The sequence below is a fragment of the Metabacillus halosaccharovorans genome (assembly GCF_002019635.1).
GTDB lineage: Bacteria > Bacillota > Bacilli > Bacillales > Bacillaceae > Metabacillus > Metabacillus halosaccharovorans.
In genome coordinates this window covers 1,854,098-1,876,525 of sequence record NZ_KV917372.1, presented here as the reverse complement: position 1 = coordinate 1,876,525, position 22,428 = coordinate 1,854,098, and the positions used below count along the sequence as shown (strand labels likewise).

General features: G+C 34.7%; 19 protein-coding genes and 1 pseudogene. All 20 read left to right on the top strand.

Annotation, left to right across the window (positions count from 1 at the left end):
- The first annotated feature begins 195 nt into the window (after positions 1–195).
- Entirely contained in the window at positions 196–984 is a 789-nt protein-coding gene (locus BK577_RS23100) for a sugar phosphate isomerase/epimerase family protein (protein WP_078435094.1), read from the top strand.
- 21 nt (positions 985–1,005) lie between these two features.
- The gene (locus BK577_RS23095) at positions 1,006–2,091 is read left to right on the top strand and encodes a Gfo/Idh/MocA family protein (RefSeq protein ID WP_078435093.1); all 1,086 of its coding nucleotides are present in this window, start codon (positions 1,006–1,008) and stop codon (positions 2,089–2,091) included.
- Entirely contained in the window at positions 2,085–2,240 is a 156-nt protein-coding gene (locus BK577_RS26835; protein ID WP_078435092.1) for an aspartyl-phosphate phosphatase Spo0E family protein, read from the top strand. Before BK577_RS23095 ends, BK577_RS26835 begins: the two co-directional genes overlap by 7 nt.
- Before the next feature lie 82 nt (positions 2,241–2,322).
- Positions 2,323–3,228 carry a sugar phosphate isomerase/epimerase family protein gene (locus BK577_RS23085; protein ID WP_078435091.1) on the top strand — a complete coding sequence of 302 codons (906 nt, stop codon included), beginning with the start codon at positions 2,323–2,325 and terminating at the stop codon, positions 3,226–3,228.
- Between the two features lie 111 nt (positions 3,229–3,339).
- Positions 3,340–3,567, top strand: a pseudogene (locus BK577_RS23080) (ROK family protein); the annotation flags it as partial.
- A gap of 170 nt (positions 3,568–3,737) precedes the next feature.
- On the top strand, positions 3,738–6,260 hold the full coding sequence (locus tag BK577_RS23075; RefSeq protein ID WP_078435089.1) for a GH39 family glycosyl hydrolase: 2,523 nt from the start codon (positions 3,738–3,740) through the stop codon (positions 6,258–6,260).
- Between the two features lie 307 nt (positions 6,261–6,567).
- On the top strand, positions 6,568–7,662 hold the full coding sequence (locus tag BK577_RS23070; protein ID WP_078435088.1) for a Gfo/Idh/MocA family protein: 1,095 nt from the start codon (positions 6,568–6,570) through the stop codon (positions 7,660–7,662).
- Between the two features lie 160 nt (positions 7,663–7,822).
- The gene (locus BK577_RS23065; protein WP_078435087.1) at positions 7,823–8,716 is read left to right on the top strand and encodes a sugar phosphate isomerase/epimerase family protein; all 894 of its coding nucleotides are present in this window, start codon (positions 7,823–7,825) and stop codon (positions 8,714–8,716) included.
- Between the two features lie 13 nt (positions 8,717–8,729).
- Positions 8,730–9,134 carry a C-glycoside deglycosidase beta subunit domain-containing protein gene (locus BK577_RS23060; RefSeq protein WP_078435086.1) on the top strand — a complete coding sequence of 135 codons (405 nt, stop codon included), beginning with the start codon at positions 8,730–8,732 and terminating at the stop codon, positions 9,132–9,134.
- Positions 9,135–9,409: 275 nt separating this feature from the next.
- On the top strand, positions 9,410–10,687 hold the full coding sequence (locus BK577_RS23055) for an FAD-dependent oxidoreductase (RefSeq protein ID WP_078435085.1): 1,278 nt from the start codon (positions 9,410–9,412) through the stop codon (positions 10,685–10,687).
- Positions 10,688–11,318: 631 nt separating this feature from the next.
- On the top strand, positions 11,319–12,695 hold the full coding sequence (locus BK577_RS23050; protein WP_078435084.1) for an MFS transporter: 1,377 nt from the start codon (positions 11,319–11,321) through the stop codon (positions 12,693–12,695).
- Between the two features lie 285 nt (positions 12,696–12,980).
- Positions 12,981–13,223: a hypothetical protein gene (locus BK577_RS23045; protein ID WP_078435083.1), complete on the top strand. Its 243-nt coding sequence runs from the start codon at positions 12,981–12,983 to the stop codon at positions 13,221–13,223.
- A 213-nt stretch (positions 13,224–13,436) separates the two neighbouring features.
- Positions 13,437–14,384, top strand: a complete 948-nt coding sequence (locus tag BK577_RS23040) for a helix-turn-helix domain-containing protein (protein ID WP_078435082.1) — start codon at positions 13,437–13,439, stop codon at positions 14,382–14,384.
- Positions 14,385–14,484: 100 nt separating this feature from the next.
- On the top strand, positions 14,485–15,432 hold the full coding sequence (locus tag BK577_RS23035) for a VOC family protein (RefSeq protein WP_078435081.1): 948 nt from the start codon (positions 14,485–14,487) through the stop codon (positions 15,430–15,432).
- 101 nt (positions 15,433–15,533) lie between these two features.
- On the top strand, positions 15,534–16,640 hold the full coding sequence (locus BK577_RS23030) for an alpha/beta hydrolase family protein (RefSeq protein ID WP_078435080.1): 1,107 nt from the start codon (positions 15,534–15,536) through the stop codon (positions 16,638–16,640).
- Between the two features lie 18 nt (positions 16,641–16,658).
- A complete protein-coding gene (locus BK577_RS23025; RefSeq protein ID WP_078435079.1) occupies positions 16,659–17,567 on the top strand; it encodes a fumarylacetoacetate hydrolase family protein in 909 nt (302 codons plus the stop codon).
- Positions 17,568–17,586: 19 nt separating this feature from the next.
- Positions 17,587–18,348, top strand: coding sequence for a cyclase family protein (locus BK577_RS23020; protein WP_078435078.1), 762 nt, complete (start codon positions 17,587–17,589; stop codon positions 18,346–18,348).
- Between the two features lie 57 nt (positions 18,349–18,405).
- Positions 18,406–19,560: an FAD-dependent oxidoreductase gene (locus tag BK577_RS23015; RefSeq protein ID WP_078435077.1), complete on the top strand. Its 1,155-nt coding sequence runs from the start codon at positions 18,406–18,408 to the stop codon at positions 19,558–19,560.
- 66 nt (positions 19,561–19,626) lie between these two features.
- Positions 19,627–20,874, top strand: a complete 1,248-nt coding sequence (locus BK577_RS23010) for an MFS transporter (protein WP_078435076.1) — start codon at positions 19,627–19,629, stop codon at positions 20,872–20,874.
- A 318-nt stretch (positions 20,875–21,192) separates the two neighbouring features.
- Positions 21,193–22,395, top strand: coding sequence for a 4-hydroxybenzoate 3-monooxygenase (pobA, locus tag BK577_RS23005; protein ID WP_078435075.1), 1,203 nt, complete (start codon positions 21,193–21,195; stop codon positions 22,393–22,395).
- Positions 22,396–22,428: the final 33 nt, after the last annotated feature.

Here is a 22,428-nt window from a genome sequence, read left to right as displayed (position 1 = left end):
TGAGTGTTGGAGGTTAAAGATCATATGTTGATTTTTAACCTCTTTTTTTGTTCGAACAAAGTGAAGGAAATATAAATAAAGAATTAACAAGTAATTGATTAAGAGGCGCAAAGAAAAAACTCTAATAAAATATTAAAATTTTATTAGTAAAGTAAATAACAAATTATAGGACATTATTCAGGAAGGGGTTTTAAAATGATGCAACTTGGAATCATCGCAAAACCAACGGAAGAAAGTTTTCAGCAAGCAAAGCAAAAAGAATTAGACTTTATAGAGTTATGTATAAATGAAGGAAATGATGTAGAAGAGTTCTATTGTAACCGCCATAACTTAAATCAATGGAAAAACAAATATGAAACCAAGATTGGTTCTATTGGTAGATGGAAGTCCATTCGTATTGATCAACAAGGTCATGTCATAGAAAAAGAGTTAGAAAAATGTTTTAAGTTAATTGATGTTGCAAGTGAATTAGGTTGTTCAAATTTTGTAAGCGGCTGTAATTATGTAGAGAATCTATCTTACTATGAAAATTGTTCTGCAGCTATCCACTTTTTCTCACTTTTAATTGATTACGCTAAGCCAAAGGGAGTAAACATCTCATCCTACAATTGTAGAAAAGTAAATTTTGTTCATAATCCAGAAGCTTGGAAAATCATTCACGGTCATTTAAAGGATTTAGGTATCAAATTTGATCCATCACACAGTCGTTATTTTGGTGGAGATTATTTACAGGAAACATTAGATTGGGGAGACAGATTTAACCATGTTCATTTAAAAGGTTCATTAATGATTAACGGTCAAAGAATAGATGATCCACCAGCAGGCTTAGACCAAACGGATTGGAAAACATTTATATCGTTATTAAGAGTGAAGGGCTATACAGGTGGATTAAGTATTGAACCTCATTCACCCGTGTGGTCGGGGGAACTTGGGCAAAAAGGAATTGACTATACAATTGATTATATGAAGAAATTAATATTCTAAAATGGAGGAGGAGTAAGTAGTATGAACAAAAAACTAAGATACGGATTAATTGGTGCTGGTAGTAACGCTGAAAAAAAACATCTAAGTAATTACTTAAGTCTTCCTAATGTTGAACTAGTTGCTATATGTGATGTGAATATTGAAAATGCTGAGAAAATAGCAGAAAAGTATAAGATTGATAAAGTGTATAAAAGCTATAAAGATATGATTAACTCGGAAGATTTAGACCTGGTCAGTGTGTGTACACCTAATTCTTTACACGCTGACATTGCGATTTTTGCCTTAATAAATGGCGTAAATGTCCATTGTGAAAAGCCATTAGCCATTAATGCTGTGGAAGCTCAAAGAATTGGTGATGCGAAGAACAAATCAGGTAAAAAATTAATGGTCGGGTTAAATAACCGATTTACAAACGAAGCGGTTTATTTAAAGAAAATAATTGATGCAGGCTACTTAGGGGATATTTATAAGGCCAAAGCAGGGTGGGTCAGACGAAGTGGTATTCCTGGAAGAGGAACTTGGTTTACAAATAAGGATATTGCTGGCGGGGGAGTTATGATCGACCTTGGCGTGCATTATCTTGATTTAGCACTGTTTTTAATGGGAATGCCTGAGCCATCTTATGTCACTGGAGCTACCTATCAAAATTTTGCACATACAACAACTCGAAATCGTAATGGCTATATAGGAAATCCAAACGGTATTTTTAACGTAGAAGATAGTGCAACAGGATTCATTGGACTTAAGGATGGAGCAACGGTGAATTTTGAATTCAGCTGGGCTTCAAATATTGAAAAAGATCAAACATTCGTTGAGTTATTAGGTACAAAAGGTGGCGCAAGTATCATAAATGGAGAACTAAAAATACATTCGGAGTTACTTGATACGTGTATTGATCTTTCTCCAAATCTTAATCCAAATATAAAGTTGATGAATGAGTTTGAGCATTTTACAAACTGTATTCTTTCCGAGGATGAGTTACTAGCACCTGCTGAACATGGTGTTTATATGATGAATATCATCGACCACTTTTACTTATCTGCAAGTAAGCATGAACCAGTATTTTTTGAAAAAAACAGAGGGAACCTTAAATTATTATCATGCTAACTATTACTAGTTTAAAAGAAAAAATTGAATTCAAAAGGAACGAGATGATTAAAACAGGTTGCGAATATGGTATGAATCATTCCAAAACAATTTCTATTAGCGTTGAATTAGATAGACTAATTAACCTTTTCTTATTTAAGAAAAGGTAGAAAGATTATCATGAAAATAGGGTAGGGTTTCAGAAAATGTAAATTTAAAATAAGTTTTTAGCAAAAAAAGGAGAATGAATTTATGAAACTAGGATTTAACAGTGCAATTCTAGATGGTTGTACGTTTGAAGAAGTCATTGATTTTGCAGCAGAAAATGGTTTTACTTGTGTTGAATTATGTGCATGGCCGAGAGGTAAAGCTGTTCGCAAATATGCAGGAGTAACACATATTGATGTTGATAACTTAGATGTTGATTACATCACAAACTATACAGAAGCTAAGGGCATAAAAATTTCCGCAATTGCTTATTATCCAAATGCTCTTGATGAGGATAAAGAAAGAAGCGAATACTATGTTGCTCATATCAAGAAGTGTATTGAGGCAGCAAAAAAGCTTGATGTGAACCTGGTCAATACATTCATTGGGAGAAATCAAAAGAAAACAGTCGAGGAAAATCTAGTAATCATGGAAGAAGTATGGAAGCCCATTATTGATTTTGCTGAAGAGCTTGGTGTCAAAATTGCTATTGAAAATTGCCCTATGTTATTTACAAACGACGAGTGGCCGGGAGGACAAAACCTAATGACGACACCGGCTATATTCCGTCGAGTATTTGAAATCATACCAAATAAAAACTTTGGTTTAAACTATGATCCCTCTCATTTTGTTTGGCAACAAATGGATTATCTAAAGCCTATATATGAATTCAAAGATCGTATCTTCCATATACACTTTAAAGATATAAAAGTGTATAAAGATAAGTTAAATGATGTTGGAGTTATGGCCACACCACTTGAATATATCTCACCTAAATTACCTGGTCTTGGTGATGTGAATTGGGGTAAATATGTATCCGCTTTAACAGATATAAGATACTTCGGATATGCAGTGATTGAAGTAGAAGACAAGGCTTTCGAGGATTCGCTAAAGTCCAAAAAAGATTCGATAATAATAAGTAAAAATTATTTAGGGCAATATTTAGTATAATTTTTAAATAATAATCGAAATTTCTTATATTATTTGTTTGATAAATAGAAATATACCAAATATACAGGTGGTTTTGATCACCTGTATTACTTTTATGTAATGGATGCAAAGTTAGGACTAGCGTGCGGGAGTATTGCCAACATATTAAACCCAGAAGGAATAGTTATTGGGGGTGGAGTATCGTCTGCTGGAGAAATGCTGCTGAAAGGAGTAGAGAGCTATTTTCAAAAGTTTGCATTTCCGCATGTTAGAACTAGTACAAAAATAAAGCTTGCCCAACTTGGAAATGATGCAGGTATAATAGGTGCTGCATCACTAGTAAGAATTCAGAAACAGTAAAGAATGTATTTAAGTACAAGAGACAATAATTTGCTGATAATACAAAACTTAATTAGTTAACTGATATTAACCTAGTACATATGGTTATATTGAGAGAGTTACTATTGAAAGGAAAAATAATATGATATATTAGTTGATAATTAAGTTTTGCTTTTGGAGGAGGGAATGAAGTGACTAATAAACAAGCTTTCCAATCTTCAAATGATTCTAATCTCATTACTTTATCAGTAATAAGCAATCAAACTAGTTTGGAACATGCACATAGAGACATAGAATTAGTTTATGTTATAAAGGGTCAATTACAAGTGAAAATTAGTAATGAACAATATCAAATGAGTCAATCTGATATTCTATTAATTAACTCTAACGAATTTCATTCATTCCAATCAGATAAGGATAACTTGTTTGTTATTATACATCTAAACTATACAGAATTAAGTTCCCATTTAACACAGAGAAGCCTAGTATTCCACAGAGAAATCAATAATCATGGTTACTTAAGTCAGGAAATAAAGTCTACGATAGAAGAGTTATTACAGATTTATATAAAAAGAAAACAAAATAATGCAGAACTAGAAATATTAGAAAAAGCATATAAATTAAGTTCAATCCTCACTTCAAGACTTTTGAAGAATAAAGAGCATTTAGAATTCGAAAATCAAATGAGTACCAAAGGACAAAATGATAGATTAACCGATATTTTGGAATATATTCAGGTTAATTTCTCGGAACCACTTACTTTAGATGAAGTTGCAAGTACGCATTTCATCTCTAGTCCATATTTGTCTAAATTTTTCAAAAAACGAACAGGAAAAACTTTCTCACAATATTTAAACGAAGTTCGTCTGGCTCATGCTGTTAATGAATTAACAAATTCTGTGAAACCGCTTACCAGGGTAGCTCTAGATAATGGTTTTCCTAATTTATCGGCATTTAACCGTGTATTTAAAGAATACTATAAACAAAAACCATTAGATTATAGAAAGAAAAACACTCTTGATAAAGTAGAAGTTGATTCTCAGGAAGATAACCAAGACACTAGAGCTGCTTTAGTAGAACTCGAGCAATATCTTGAAAATATTCCCAAAGCACCTATCCAAGCAAAAGTAGAAACTCCAGCAAAGGAACAAAAGCAGATTATAAAAATGGGTAAGATGAATGCTTTTATGAAGTATTGGAATAAATTGATTAATGTTGGGTATGCAAAAGATTTATTAAATTCTGATATGCAAGAACAAATTATCTTTCTTCAAAATGAACTAGGATTTAAATATGCGAGGTTTTGGGGGATATTTGGGGATGATATGCTTGTTGAAGATCGGTCAGAGGATAAAGTAAGTTATAATTTTACAAACACTAATAAGCTTTTAGATTTCTTAGTTAAAAATAATTTAAAACCCTTTATTGAACTAGGTCCTAAACCAAAGATATTATCAAAGACAATAGAAGATTCTTTTATTATTCAAACAATCAGCAACAAAACATTAGAAGAGTGGGGAAATATAGCTCGTGCTTTTTTATTACAATGTGTTGATCGTTTTGGAATTGAGGAAGTTGAAACATGGTACTTCGAAATTTGGAGGCCGAACATGAATTTTGTAGTTCCGGGTGAACAAGGTAGAAGGGAATTTTTGGAGAATATAAATAATAATATATTAAAAGAACCTAACCAGTTTGAAGAGTATTATAAAGTATTTAGCATGTTTAAAAAAATTGCTAACGAACTTGTTCCTTCTGCAAAGGTTGGTGGGTGTGGTCTGAGTATGAATTTAGAAGGAGATAAACTTGATTTGCTTCTAATGCAATGGAAAAAAGAAAAGATACAGCCAGACTTTCTCTCAATTTATTTATATCCAATTGAGCTTGAAACGGATAAAAATCATATCCCTATAAGAAACCTTCAATCCTCTAATCCTAACTATATTAACCAAAAGCTAAATCAAGTAAAGAAATCGTTAATAATGGCTGAAATGGAAGAATTAGAATTAAATGTTACCGAGTGGAATCTATCGATTTCCAACCGCAATTTTTTAAATGATAGTTGTTATAAAGCAACCTATTTAGTTAAGAATATTATTGATAACTTAGCTCAACATAAAATTAACATGATTGGTTACTGGTTAACATCTGATTTATTTAGTGATTACAGAGATTCAAAGAATTTTCTTTATGGGGGAGCAGGACTATTAACAAAGAATGGGATAAAAAAACCTAGTTATCATGCCTTTGTCCTTTTAAAACAATTGGGTGAGATTCTTGTTTCTAAGGGTGAAAACTATGTTGTTACTAAAAAGTCCGGTGATCGATATCAATTATTATGTTTTAACTATAAACATTTCGATTTTTCCTATTATCTACATCCAGAAGGCAGTATGGGAATAAAACAGCAAAATGATATCTTTGAGGATACTGATCTTTTAGATCTTTCAGTAGAAATACAAGGCATTAAAAATGGAAAATACCGTATAAAAGAAATAAAATTAAACAGGAAACATGGTAGTGTACTTGATGAATGGTTGAAGTTTGGTGGAGTGGAAGACATGAAGCCTGATGAAATAAAATACTTAAAAGAAATTTGTATACCTAGTATGAATGTAAAGCATAATCTAGTAGAAGATAATAGAATCGAATTAAAAGGAAAACTTAATCCACACGAGATAAGATTATTTGAATTAAATTTATTATTTGAGTAAAAGTAAAAGAGGTTAAAAATCACTAGAGGATTTTTGACCTCTTTTTTTTTGTGAATAGTGTACATACTTGTTTGAATACTTTTTAAGAAACTTTTTATGCATTTTATCCGGAGGTTAAAAATAACATATAAATATTTATCCTTATTACTATCTATTAAAAATCTTCTATAGTTATGACGAAAATCTACAACTTCAAAGATAAATAATGAGAGGGAAAGGAAATCAATAAGCTGTATGATAATAATGTAAGCGAAAACATTAAAAACCTATTAAGATCAACTGATCTTGTAATAGAGGAGGAACTAAAATGAAAAAATTAAAAATAGGTATTATTGGATGTGGCGGGATAGCTAATCAAAAACACCTTCCAGCTCTAGCAAAACTAAAGGATAAAGTGGAATTAGTAGCTTTTTGTGACATTGAGTTGGAAAGAGCTGAACAAGCTGCTAAAGAATATGGAACAGATGATGCATTTGTATGTGAAGATTACAAAGAATTATTAAAAGATAACAGTATCGATGTTATTCATGTACTAACTCCAAATATTTCACATTCTTATATTACTGTTGACTCCTTAGAAGCGGGAAAGCATGTTATGTGTGAAAAACCAATGGCTATTAACTATGAAGAAGGAAAGAAAATGTTAGATGCTGCAAAAAGGACTGGTAAAAAGTTAACGGTCGGTTATCAAAATCGTTTTCGAGCAGATTCATTAGCTACTTATCAAGCTTGTCAGGAAAATAGACTTGGTGACATTTATATGGCAAAGGCACATGCTGTTAGACGTCGTGGTGTACCAACTTGGGGAGTTTTCCCAGATAAAGAAAAACAAGGTGGGGGTCCATTAATCGATATCGGTACTCATGCATTAGACTTAACATTATGGTTCATGGATAACTACAAACCAAAGAGTGTGTTTGGATCAACTTATCAGAAATTAAAAGATAAACCTGAGGGGAATATGTTTGGACCTTGGGATCCAGATACCTTTGAAACAGAAGACTCTGCTTTTGGTTTTATTAAGATGGAAAATGGTGCAACAATCTATTTAGAAGCGGCATGGGCATTAAATATGATTAATCCGAAAGAAGCTCAAGTGACACTTTGTGGAACAGAAGGCGGAGCTGAAATGTTTGGTAAAGCTTTTATGGATCAGGGATATACAGTGTTCAACAAGGCTGAGTATAACCAACTAGTGGAATCACAGCCTTCAGATGCTGGTGGAGTATTTGGGTTTGCAGGTGCTACCTTAGAACAACGTGATGCTGAAGCAACGCAATGGATTGATTGTATTTTAAATGATACTGAACCAGTAGTTAAGCCAGAGCAAGCACTTGTCGTTACACAAATCTTGGAAGCCATTTATAAATCAGCTGAAACTGGTGAAGTTATAAAGTTTTAATAAAGAGAATAAATAGGATATGAGTTTTAAAATCAAGTAATCAGACGTTAAAAGGTAGAAAATAGTAGCATATCGTTAAGTACTAAAGCGAAAGCCATAGTTTTAAACTTTTAAACTTCAGATAGTAATAGTAAAAAGAGAGTCAGAAGGGAGAAGAAATATGAGTACTGAATTAAATAAGGTTGGAAAACCAAAAAGAGGGGTTTCTCTTTATAGTTATGCCGCGGAATTTGGTGTAACGATGGATTTAGAAGATATGTTTAAAGAAATGAATGATATGGGTGCTAGAGGATTAGAAATTCTTGCAAACGCACATATCGAAGGATATCCAAATCCAAGTAATGAATGGCTTGAAAAATGGGATAAATTAATTGAGAAATATGATATCGTGCCTGCTGAATATGGTCATTGGGTAGATTCTCGTTTGTTTGAGGGAAGACAGCTTACAACTGAAGAATCTTACAATATGCTAATACAAGATTTTAAACTTGCTAATCGGCTAGGGTTTAAGGTTCTTCGAACAAAATTAGGGGTAATTGATGAAACTCTAACACCCGTAGAAAATTGGTCAGAATTTATTGCAAAGGCACTGCCTATGGCTGAAAAGTATGATGTTGTTATGTGTCCAGAAATACATCCACCGACACTACTAAAATCAAAAATGGTTGATGATTATGTTGAATTCATCAAAAAGACAGGAACAAAACATTTTGGTTTATGTATGGACTTTGGTGTGTTTCAAACAGAACGATTACCGAAGGATGAATGGGGTCCTGATGATTTCATCATGCCAGAATCTGAACACAGCCCAGTTGAAGATATTATCCCACTTTTACCTTATATTTATTGTTGCCATGCAAAATTTATTAAGGTATCTGATGAGTTTGAGGAAGTAACAATTCCTTATGAAAAGATACTTAATACGTTAGTTGAGCATAAATGGGATGGTTATATGGTAAGTGAATATGAAGGGCCTAATAAAGGTGTTTTAGGAACAGCTCCTGAGCAAGTACGTAAGCATCATATCATGATGAAAAAGATATTAGGAGAGTAAGGAGGAATATATCATGTTAGAAAAAGAAAGTATCCAATCTAGAGGATTTAGAAACGTAGAAAGTGATGGAAAAGTAATTGGTTTCCAAGTGAATATTAGGTCTTTATATTATAGAGGTCTTTGGCTTTCACAGTTACGCCCAGCAACGGTAAAAGTAGATGGAGAAACATTTTCTGGAGAACAAATTAAATGGACTATCAGTGGTATAACTTACACTCAAAGTGAAATGGCAACGCTTGGAGATGTCCATTGGGGACTGTTAGAGCCTGCTACTTTAACCGTATCTAAGGAAGGTGGCCTTGAACCCGGTTACCATGATATTGAAGTAAGTTATTTATATAGTGCTTCTTATTTACCTCCATCAATAGATACAGTTTTTGGTACAAAACCACATAAGAGAAGACTTCTTTTAGTGTAAATTCCTTTAGTAAAAGCGGGAGCAATTTTAGCTCTCGCTTATTTGCATATAGGATTAATAAATAGCAAATTTTCTCACTACATTCCCTTTTTATATTTCTGAATATTAAAAAAATATAATTTTTATAATAAAAATATGAATGTTTAATATATCATAGTTGTTTAAAATTATAATTAAAACGCTTACAAAAAAGTGAGGGTTATTCATTCCTTTTTTTATTAAGATTATTTGGTGTTTTATTTATGATTTATACTACTTTAAAGGATGTGAAATAGGTGAGTAAAAGTAACAATAAACCAAGAAAAAAAGTAGCTATTATCGGAGCAGGACCAGGTGGATTATCAGCAGGTATTGCTCTAACTCAGGCAGGTTTTGACGTTAAAATATTTGAAAGACATAAAGAGATTAAACCTCTAGGAGGAGCAATTATTCTTAATGCAATTGGCATTAATATTTTACGCAGTTATGGAATTTATGCAGATGACTTGGCAACTACTGATACTCAAAGATTTAGACGGTATGATGGTCATCAAAGAGTTCTACAACAATTTGATAAGGATTTATTAAACAAAGCAAATGTCTCAGGGTGGATGGCGGGTCTCATGCGCTCTGACCTTTATAAGCGACTGTTAGACAAGATTCAAGAAGAAATGATTGTAACTGATCATCAATTCATCTCCTATAAAGAGGATGCTGATGGAGTGAACATTCTTTTTGAGGATGGAAAGTCTTATACAGCAGATTTATTAGTCGGAGCTGACGGAGTAAATTCTCTAGTACGAAAGCAACTTTGGGGAGAATCAGAATTACAACATTTAGGAATTGCAGTATGGCTTGGCTGGTCCGAGTTAGAAGGACCAGATAGAAATGAAATTGTTTTAAACCACAGTGATTTACATCAATTTGGTTATTCACCACTTGTATATAATGAAAAAAACTGTTTTGAATGGTGGTTCGTGGAACCATGCACGGAAGAACAGCCTGAACCGAGTGATCCGCTTAAATATATTAGTGAAAAATTAAGAAACTTTGCTTATCCAGTACCAGAAATTCTTATGGCAACTAATTCACAAAACTTATTCCGCTGGCTTATAAAGTACAGAGATCCTTTATCTGCTTGGTCAAAAGGACGTGTAACAATTCTTGGAGATGCAGCCCATCCTACTTCACCATATGCAGCCTATGGTGCGGGAATGGCACTTGAGGATGGATATTTCTTGGGAAAATATTTAGCAGGTGTCGATCTTTCTAATTTAAATGATCTTCATGATGGGTTATTAAAATTTGATAATCAGAGAGTTAACTATACAAATAACGTAGTAGGATTTGCTAAGACTTTAGGAAAGCTTTTTCATAATTCTCCTAAATCCCTTCGTATCCTCAGAGATTTTCTATTAGATTATACTAAATTCCCAGAGAGGCAAATCGTAAAAAATAGTGTGCTAGAGGCTGAAACTCTTCTTAAGACAGTTCTTGATTTAGAAGGAAAGAACCCGCCTCAAGCTATGACTGGGGTTGCTGCATACAAAAATGGAAAAACTATTAATCATTAGTATAAGTAAAACAGTTGAAATCTTGATTAAAAAATCACTTAGTGAAAATCCCCTTTCAAATTTTATATGTTTTATATGGCCCCGATATAATATTGGGGCCATTTTTAGTGAAATATGCTTCTTTTCTTAATTTAAGAAGGGAATAATATTCTAAACACCTATATATTAACCATGGGTAATCAAACTTTATGTATAAGTCCCAAAAACATAGCCTGTAATGATATAACTTTTAAAATAATAACTAATTAAACCTAATAATGATAAGTGGTTAAAAATGATAGCAAAAAAATTAACCAGTTCTTACTTGACCAAAATTAATTAAAGATTTGGATAGAATTATATATATATTAAGTTAATTATAAAGAGGGACTAGATTGGGAAAGGATTTAAAATGAATGTAAGCGTATACGTAAAAAGTAATTAAGGAAGGAGTATAAAGTTTTAAAGCAGGTAAACAAGAAATATTTAATACATTATTGTAAGCGATTGCTAAAAAGGGGCACGTAAAATCTATATAAAATGGGGTTGCTACTTATATTTTTAAAGAGTGTATGAGCTAAAAGTATAATATACTATTAATCTTTTGAAAAAATAAACTAACTTTGACCTTTAAAATAAAGGGGGAATAGTAATGGAAATTGAAAAAGTTACGAATACACAAGCGATATCAGTTGAAACAGAAAAATTAAGCATTAAGGAAAAATTTAGTTATGGTTTTGGTGACTTTGCTTCTAATTTAATGTGGGGAGTTATTGGAAGCTTCTTACTTTATTTTTATACAGACGTAGCTTTTATTCCAGTTGCTGCTACGGGGACTATATTCCTTGTTTCACGAGTACTTGATGCATTTATAGATCCTGTTATTGGTGGGTTTATTGACCGAACATACTCTAAATGGGGACGCACAAAACCTTATATTATTTTCGGGATCATTCCATTGAGTGTTTTTTATGTATTATCTTTTACGACAGTTAATGGTTCGGATACAACTAAAATTATCTATGCTTATGTAACATTTATTATTTGTGGATTATTATACTCAGTTGTAAATATTCCATATGGAGCTTTAATGCCTCTTATGACTAGAGATTCAAATGAAAAAAATCAACTATCAAGTATTCGTATGGGTGGGATGGCACTGGGAAATATATTAGTGTCAGTTGGAACGCTGCCTTTAGTTAGTTATTTAGGCGGTGGCAATCAGCAACAAGGTTTTTTATGGACCACTATTATCTTTGCGACAATCTGCAGTGTCTCCTTTTTAGTTATAGTGAAAAATTGTAAAGAACGTTTTGTTGAACAAAAGCCTGTAACTAGGGAGAAAGGTAGCATTCTTGAAACATATAAAACTGCATTCAAGAATGGTCCTTGGGTTTCAACAGTTATCTTCTCACTGTTAATGTTTATAAAAATTGGAGCAATTGTATCAATAACTATCTTTTACTGTATGCAAGTGCTAAAAAATCCAGCGATGATTTCTATTTTATTGTCTTTATTTTACGTCGCAGTTTTCGTATCATCATTTCTAACGCCGGTATACTTGAAAAAATTTCAACTTCGTAAAGGAAATATAATTTCTCAGATTACCTTTATTTTGGGCTTTGCAGTTTTACCGTTATTTGCTGATAACCAAGTACTTTTTATTACCATATATTTTATAGCAAATCTTTTTAATGCTTTATCTGCTGGTTCCGTGTTCAGTATGACTGCTAACTCAGTAGACTACAATGAATGGAAATTTGGAAAGCGTACTGAAGGTACTCTATATGCTGGGTATAGTTTTGCAACAAAAGTAGGTATGGCAATCGGGGGGGCAGTAGTAGGCTATGTATTGGCTTTCGTAGGCTATGATGCGCAGAACGTTACAGAGTCAGCTGTAAATTCAATTAATTTTCTTTATTTCTTTATACCAATTTTAGTTTCAGTATTACAAATTATAGCGACATCATTTTATAAAATAGATAAGATTCATCCACAAATTGTGCGAGAATTAAGTGAGAAAAGCTAACAGCCCAGACCTGTATAATCTTTTATAGGAGTTTAAAAGAAATCCTTACCTATAGGTAGGGATTTTTTTGTAAATATCTAAAATCAATCTTCTCATGCTTGTAACTGGGTTTGTAATAGAAATATCAGAATAACAAAAGGTGGAAATGATTGTGAGCAATATACCAAATGAAACAGAATTAGTGGCCAACTCACTATTTTGTATATTTAAAGAAGTGAATAGTGGAAAAATCATATCACTTCAACAGGGCGGACTTTCAGTAAATAGAGCATTCTCTTTTAGTTTATGGAAAGTGATGTTAAAAATATCTCTCTTACCCTTGGAAATCTTGCGAATAGTAGTGAGAAAATAAATATATCAATAGTTGAAGTATTGACTATTTCAGAAGGGTCTGCAGCTAGAATAGAAGAAACTACGGCTTCAGTAGAAGAATCAAGTAATTCTATGGTAGATGTTGCATCTACAGCAAAAAAATTGAATAGTTTAGCTAACGACCTAAAACAAATGATAACTGCATTTCGTTTGTAATATAAAGTATTTTTAAAAGGGCTAGATATTTAAAGCCCTATTAACTCCATTACTTTAGAGTAGTTTTCTGCGAATTTGAAATTTCAATAAGTTTTAGTACCTTCTTCTTCTATTATAAACGTGTTAAAGTTAATGGATGTTTATCAAAAAATAATAATATTTCAATCTCGCAAAATCACACTAAAAAGATAAAGTGAAATTGGAGGGAGTCATATGAACTACCCATACGAAAGCGTCGTCGTAAACGAAGAAGTACCCGTATTCTTACTAATGACAACGGTGAAATACGTAGCCATGCATTGGCATGACCGAATTGAGTTTTTATTAGTGTTAAAGGGGAAGGTGCGCGTTTACGTTGGAAGAGAAGATTGTATCTTACATGAAAATGACCTCCTGCTTATTAATAGTAATGAAGTTCACGGAGTTGAATCAGATGAAGAGAATACGATATTGATTGTTCAAATTCCCATTTCATTTATAAAAAAATGCTATATGACGATAGAACAAGAACGATTTCAATGCCAATCTTTTCTCCATGAAAATCAGCAGCAATTTAATAAAATTCGAACATTGCTCGCTCAGTTATGTCTAACAGTAAAACAAAAAAAGGAAAACTATGATTTAAAGGTTCATTCACTTCTATTGGACACAATCTATCATCTTGTTACGGACTTCAAGATGAAAAATCAACATGAATTAAAACAAACCAGTAAAAAAAATATTGAACGTATGAACAGAATTACTGACTACATAGAGAAACATTACATGCATCCTCTTACATTAGAAGAACTAGCAGAAACCGAGCAGTTAACTCCTCCATACTTATCTAGATATTTTCAACAGCATATGGGGCAAACATTTCTTAAATATTTAAATGGAATTCGGCTCGAACATGCTCTTTATTATTTATTAGAAACAGATTTACCCATCATACAGATCGCAATGGAGTGTGGGTTTACTAACTTAAACACATTCCATAAGTTATTTAAAGATACGTTTCATACAACACCACATCAATATCGAAAGAAGCAATCAACATCTTTTACAACTCCTCGAAGGAAAAAAGAGGGGGTAGAAGGATATGAATTCGTGGAAGAAAATGACATTCGTTATTTATATAAATATTTAGAAAAAGATAAAAATCGGTATGATTTTTCATAAAAAAGTAAACGTTTTCAAAAATAACCTTCCTTATAATTAAGTTAAATACACAGCTTTTACAAGGCTGCTTTTAAAAAACTTATTATTGGAGGGTTACGTTATGTATAAAAATCCACATTATTTTTCACATTTAGCTCATGTTGAATTAATCAGCCCAAAATTAGAAGAATCAGCAGATTTCTTTAAAAATATTATCGGTTTAGAGGAGTCAGGGAGAAAGGGGAATTCCGTTTATTTCCGTGCATGGGGTGAACATTATCACCACAGTTTAAAGATTACAGAGGGGGCAGAACCTGGTCTTGGTCATATTGGCTGGCGTGCTGATAGTCCGGCGGCTCTTGAAGAAGCAGCAGCTCAGATTGAAAAGCTGGGTCAAGGAATTGGCTGGATTGAAGGTGACTTAGGACATGGTCGTGCGTACCAATTTACGTCACCTGATGGTCATTTAGAGGAAATCTTCTGGGATGTAGAAGTTTATGAAGCACCTGCAGCACTTCAAAGTAAATGGAAAAACCGTCCGCAAAAAAATCCAGGACGCGGAATTTCTCCACGTCGTATTGATCACATTACCCTACATAGTAATGATGTGACAAAAGATCGTGAATTCTATCAAAATATCGGATTCCGTTATAATGAAGGAATCTTTTTAGATGCAAATGAACCAGGAAGTCCTGAAATCGGTGCTTGGCTTTCTGTAACAAATCTTTCTCATGATATTGCTTTCTTAAAATCTCACAATGGAAAGCCAGGCGGATTCAATCACGTTTGTTACGCAGTTGAGAGTAGAGAAGAGGTTTTATTAGCAGCCGATCACATTATCGAAAGCGGTTACGAGCTAGCAATGGGTGGACCAACTCGTCATGCTCTAGCCGAAGGTTTTTTCTTCTATGTTGATGAGCCGGGCGGAAATCGTTTTGAGTTGTATGCAGGAGCACATTTAGTGTTTGCACCTGATTTTGGTCCTTACAGATGGAGCCTTCCAGAAAATCCAAACGATGCTTGGGGCAGAGAAATGCCATGGGATAAATCCGGGAAAATTATTAAGTAATATTCGAGATTTAAAGATTGTTTTTTGTTTTTGTGGCAAATGGATTTCCTAAAGATAAGCAGTTTGAACAGATTCAGATTGAAAGAAAGGATGTTTTATAGATGTGGCACTTTTTCCCTGAAAACTACATGTGGTCTTATCAAATAGTAAGAATGATTAGCCAATCCTATTTTGGAGGCGGTGAAGTAAATGAGATTTTAGATGCCGCCGGTCGGATGAAGCTCGGTGACTTTGATAGTTTTCATAATGAATGGATGAACGCTGGTAACAAGTCATTATCGACAGCAAATGATGCAATGGATAAAGGTCATAAGGAGACTGCTCGTGCAGGCTATTTGCGTGCAGCAAACTATTTCCGTACAGCTGAATTTTTCCTACAACCAGACGATGATCGAAAACTACCAACCTATTTAAAATCGGTTGACTCCTTTAGAAAGGGCGGAGAATTGCTAGACATTCCACCAAAGGCTGTTAACGTTCCATTTGAACAAGCATCTCTTCCAGGATATTTCTTTGAAGCACCTGGACAAAAAAGAGGACCATTAATGGTCATGTTTGGTGGCTTAGATTCAACAGCGGAAGAATTATACTATGGACCTGCACAATTTTTAAATCAAAGAGGTATTTCTCTTTTAGCACTTGATGGACCTGGTCAAGGAGGGGCATTGCGACTTCACAATATTCATTCAAGACATGATTATAATACTGCGGGAACAGCTGCATATGAATGGGCCGTTGACAATTTAGATGTCGATCCGGAACGAATTGGGATCATGGCCGTATCAATGGGTGGCTATATGGCAGCAAGATGTGCAGCATTTGAACCAAGATTTAAAGCGTGTGCAATTTGGGGAGCTGTTTATGATTATAACGATGTTTGGAGAAAACGACCTGACAATCACCCTTTAGCAAAGATTTTACAACATATTTTTGGTGTGGAAGACATGCCAGCTGCAAGAGCGAAACTGGAGCATTATAATCTTCGCGGAATGGCTGAAAAGATTCAAATGCCTACTTATATTATTCATGGTGAAGATGATCGCCAAAATACAGTGGATAATGCCTATAACGTATACAATGATTTAACTTGCCCAAGATGGTTAAAAATTGTTCCGAAAAGCAGTCCGGGTTCTTCTCATTGCCAAGTGGATAATATCACAGAAACGTATGAAATGTATGATTGGCTCAAAGATCAGTTAACGAGCTAACACAGGGGGCTTGAGGAAATGAAATTTGTGACATTTTACAATTTGGAAGGAAACATGCGTGCAGGGTGTCTTGAAAATGATAAATTAATAGATTTGAATCTCGCATCTGATGGGAATTTACCTGATTCAATTGTGGAACTTATAAGAAATCAAGATCAATTACTACCTACTGTTCAATCGCTTGTTAACAATAAAAATGTTCCATCCTATTCATTGGAAGAGGTACGTCTTGCTCCACCTTTACCAAATCCAACTAGTTTCCGGGACTTTGTTGCTTTTGAAACACATGTAAAAAATGCAACAAAGCGAAATGGAGATACGGTGGCACCCGAATGGTATGAAATGCCGATTTTCTATTTTTCAAATCCGCACTCTATGAAAGGACACGGTGAAGAAGTAAAACGTCCTGCTAAATGCGTAAGACTTGATTATGAACTTGAGCTTGCATGTGTGATTGGAAAAGAAGGAAGTAACATTAAAGCTAGTGAGGCTGAAGATTATATTTTTGGCTATACCATCCTGAATGATTGGTCTGCACGTGATCTTCAAATGAAAGAAATGAAGGTGCTTTTAGGACCAGCAAAAGGAAAGGATTTCGCAACGTCTATTGGACCTTATATCTTAACAAAAGATGAACTAGATTCGTATAAAGTTGGTCATGTCTTTGACTTGGAAATGACGGCATCAGTAAATGGTGAGGTTCTCTCGAAGGGGAATTTTAAAGATGTATTCTATAGTTTTGGAGACATGATTGAAAGGGCATCAGAGGAAGTCACCTTGTATCCAGGCGATATCATTGGATCAGGAACGGTCGGGTTTGGTTGCCTAATGGAGCTTGGTACAGATGTTCATCCATGGTTAGAGCCGGGAGATGAAGTGGAATTAAAGATTACTGGACTAGGTTCTCTAAAAAATAAGATTATCTAAGAAGGGACAGAGACTAGAGATGAAAATTGTCGACCTTAGTGTATCAATTGAAGAGGATTTACAGGATCCTCTTCCTTTTTCTATCCGCTATGAAACACATGAAGAAGGAGCGGAATTTGGAGCAAAGCTTGTCGGAGTTAGTCCTGATGATTTTCCGGAGAGAAAAGGGCTGGCTGGCGAATTCCTAACTTTAACTAGTCATGCAGGAACTCATGTAGATGCACCTTGGCATTACTGGCCAACAGCTGAAGGGAAGCCTGCTCGTACCATTGATGAAATGCCGCTTGAGTGGTTTTTTAATGACGGTGTTGTCCTTGATTTTACTGACAAACCTGCAGGATATGCAATCACCGTGGTGGATCTTCAAGAAAAATTAGCGAGTATTAATTATGAATTAAAGCCTTTTGATATCGTCATGATTCACTGTAATGCGGACAAAATGAGATATGAATCCACCTATAGTGAAATACATGTAGGTGTATCAGCTGAAGCAACACTTTGGTTAATTGATCAGGGAATAAGAGTGATGGGAACTGACGGATGGGGATGGGATACACCACTCGCCGTCCAAGCGGCAGACTATAAACAAAACCCACGTGATGGTGTCCTTTGGGCAGCTCATTACGCGGGAAAAGAGAAGGAATATTGTCAAATTGAAAAACTAGCAAACTTAGATCAATTACCACCTTATGGATTTAAAGTCTCTGTGCTCCCGGTGAAAATAAAGGGAGCGAGCGCAGGCTGGACGAGGGCAGTTGCAATGATTGATGATAAAAACTAGGTTTTTAAAAATATAGAGTTTTGCAAGCACTTCAATAAAATGTGAGGAGGTACTGGCATGACAAATAAATATGTAAAAAAGGTACTGGTTGTAGGTGGAGGAATAAGCGGCTTATCTGCAGCTATTGCTTTAAATAAAATGGGGATTGAAGTAGAAATAGCTGAAAAAGAATTAGAGTGGAACGTGTATGGAGTGGGGATTATTCAGCCACCTAACGCACTGAGAGCACTTAATGAAATTGGCTTAGCTGATGCTTGTATGGAGCAGGGCACGTCATATCCAGGTTTTGATTATTATACTGGTCAAGGCCATTTCTTGTTTCATACAGCATCTCCTACAATAGAAGGGTACCCAGGTGTTAATGGTATCTCGAGAAGAAAGCTACACAATTTTTTGTTTGATGCCGTTAGTGCTATTGGAACCAAAATCTATATGGGTACGACTGTTAATAAAATTGAAAATAAAGAGAATGGTGTAAGTGTCGAATTGAATAATGGGATTTCTGCAACCTACGATTTAGTTATCGGTTCAGATGGAGCGAATTCTAAGGTTAGAACATTGCTATTTGGAGAAATAGAACAAAGTTATAGCGGACAGGGAGTTTGGAGATATAATCTACCACGTCCAAAAGAAATTGACAAAGGTCTGTTCTATTATGGTAAAGAAGCAAAAGCAGGATTGGTCCCTATGTCAGAAGACGAAATGTACCTGCTTGTCACAACAAACGAACCAGGAAATCCTCGGTTCCCTAATGATCAATTACATGTTTTATTAAAAGAGAGAATGACTGAATTTGGAGGAATCATCGCTGATGCGGCCAAGCAGATTGTTGACCCTTCCCAAGTTGTCTATCGCCCGATTTTTACTCATCTTATGCCAAGTCCGTGGTATAAAGGAAATGTTTTACTAGTTGGAGATGCAGCACATGGTACGGCGCCACATCTTGGGCAAGGAGCTTCGATTGCCATTGAAGATGTGATTGTATTAGCGGATATATTAAAACATAACCTTACTGTTAAAGAAACTATGAAAGTATTTATGGAAAAACGTTTTGAGCGCTGCAAAATGATCGTAGAGAATTCCGACCAATTAGTTGAATGGGAATTGTTAACAGCTGCTGGAAAAATGACAGAAAAAGTGAATGTAGGAGAGTTTGTAAAAATGACTCTGGAAAAAATGAATGAACCTTTCTTAACTGAGTTAAACGTCTAACAGAGTAATAGATTTTGTATGCGCTTTCAGTGGAGGAGATTATAAAAGGGGTAAGGGGGCATTTAAATGAAAGGATTAAGCAAAAGCAAACGCTATGAGAATTTCCTTGTGATTATTATGTTCTTCGTCGTCGGGCTTGTGTTTTTAGATCGCTTAAGTTTAGGGTTTGTTTTTCCAATTATGGGTCCGGATTTGAATCTATCAAATACACAGCTTGGTTTAACAGTTGGAATTACAAGTTTATTCTTTGGAATCTCTACGTTAATCTTCGCTAGTCTTTCGGATTTTATAGGGAAAAAGAAGGACATGCTCGTTATCTTTGTTTTTGTTTTTTCAATTGCTACCTTACTAACCGGGCTTGTTGGTTCGTTTATTGCTTTAATTTTGACAAGAATCATCATGGGATTAGCTGAAGGGCCCGTCATGCCGTTAGTTCAATCGATTGTCATGGCGGAGTCCTCTGAGAAAAGAAGGGGATTTAATATGGGTGTCATCCAAAGCGCTTCCTCTTTAATTGGAGGTGCAATGGCACCAGTTTTGACCGTTTCCCTAGCAGTAGCCTTAGGCTGGAGATCAGCATTTTATATCATCGCCATTCCTGGGATCATCGTTGGTCTTATATTATGGAGGTATTTAAGAGAACCCAAACTTGTTGTTGAACAAGACGAGGAGCAACAAATGGTAAAACCAACGAAAGCAGATTATCTTAAAGTATTTAAAACTAGAAACGTATGGCTTTGCACAATTATCGGGACTTGTAATATGGTCTTCATCCTGACTCTTACCGCTTTTCTTCCAACGATGTTAGCGAACTCAACAAACTATAAAGAAGCTCAGATTGGCATGTTGCTTGGAGCTATGGGGCTCATGATGTTTGTTGGGCAAATGGGAGCACCTGCACTATCTGACCGTATAGGAAGATTACCTATTCTTAAAATCTTTTCATTTATTGCCATTTTCCTTCCAATCATGATCGCATTATATTATCAAAACTTTGTTGTTTTAATTATCTCAATGATTATCCTCTCGATTGGTAATGGATATCAACCACTTGTGATGAATATTGTGCCGGCTGAATCTGTATCTCGCAGATTTACTGCTACTGCGATAAGTTTCGTTATTTTAACAGGGGAAATTATTGGAGGATTTGCTGGTCCGATGATGGCTGGTGTATTAGCTGATAAATATAGCCTAACTGCACCATTATGGATTACAGCAATTGCTGCCTTTATTGCATTTATATGTACTTTTGGAATTAAGGAAACAGCACCTATTAAAGTAGAGCAGTCTAAAGATATAGATTTGACGATGTAATCTTTTTTTGAGGTTTATTTTCTCGATATTTCACAGAGCAAAAAAGATTAATCAATATTTTTAAAAAATCATTATGTTGTTCCATATATAGGAAAAGTAATGTTTTATAAGGATCAATTTTATACTATGCTTGCTATATATAACAGAGAATGAATAAAACATGATGAAAAAATGGAAGCGGCTACTTAAGTGGGTGGTTGGAAAACAAAGACATTAACAGAACGTTCTAAAGTATTATTTTTGTAGAATTGGAGACTCGTTTAGAACAAAGAGTTTCTATTTAAAAAATAATTTTGAAGGAACAAAGGAGCTTTTGATATGCAAACGAAAGTAGGGATTATCGGAGCCGGTCCAGCCGGTTTAATGTTATCACATCTCTTGCACCTTGCAGGTATTGAAACAGTGATCCTAGAAAAACGCTCTAGAGAGGATATTGAGGGAACGATCCGTGCAGGTGTTTTAGAGCAAGGGACAGTAGATCTACTAAACGCATCTGGCGTAGGCGAAAGAATGATGCGTGAAGGACTTACCCATCATGGGATCGAGCTTCAATTTAATGGTGTACGACATAGAGTAAACATGCATGAGCTTACGGAAGGGAAAAGCATTATGGTCTATCCTCAACATGAGGTCATAAAAGACCTTGTAGCTGCTCGATTAAAGGCAGGTGGAGAGATACTCTTTAATGTAGATAATGTTAGTTTGCATGATGTAGACAAACAATCACCGAAAATTAGATTTCAGTACGATGATAGTGATCATGAACTTAGCTGTGATTTTATTATGGGCTGTGATGGCTTTCACGGTCCAAGTCGAAAAGAAATACCTGATTCCATTCGAAAGGAAAAACAACAAATTTATCCTTTTGGCTGGTTAGGGATATTAGCGGAAACACCTATTGCTAATCCAGAACTTATTTATTCAAACCATGATAGAGGATTTGCGTTAATTAGTACACGAACACCTGAAATTCAACGCCATTACATCCAAGTGAATCCAAATGATGATATCAACAATTGGTCAGACGATCGAATTTGGACAGATCTAAAAGCAAGAGTCGAAACAAGTGATGGATGGACACTTCCTGATGGTCCAATCCTTCAAAAAAACATTGTGTCGATGAGAAGTTTTGTTTGTGAGCCAATGCAATACGGACGTCTGTTTTTAGCAGGTGATGCAGCCCATATTGTTCCTCCAACTGGGGCAAAAGGATTGAATTTAGCGATGACAGATGTTCAGGTGTTACAGCGTGGAATTGAGAGGTTCTATCAGACAGGTAGTAAAGATCTGTTGGACCGCTATTCGGAAATTGCTCTACGAAGAGTATGGAAAGCACAGCGCTTTTCAAATTTTATGACAACTATGCTGCATCGTAATTTTAATCACAGTCCTTTTGAAAGAAGCATTCAACTTAGTGAGTTAGATTATGTTACGTCATCTCGTGCAGCTTTAACTAGTTTATCTGAAAATTATATAGGCTTGCCATTAGAATGGGAAGCTGAAAGAACGGTATTCTCCTAATAAAAAAAGAGGCTGACAATATAGGGACGGTCC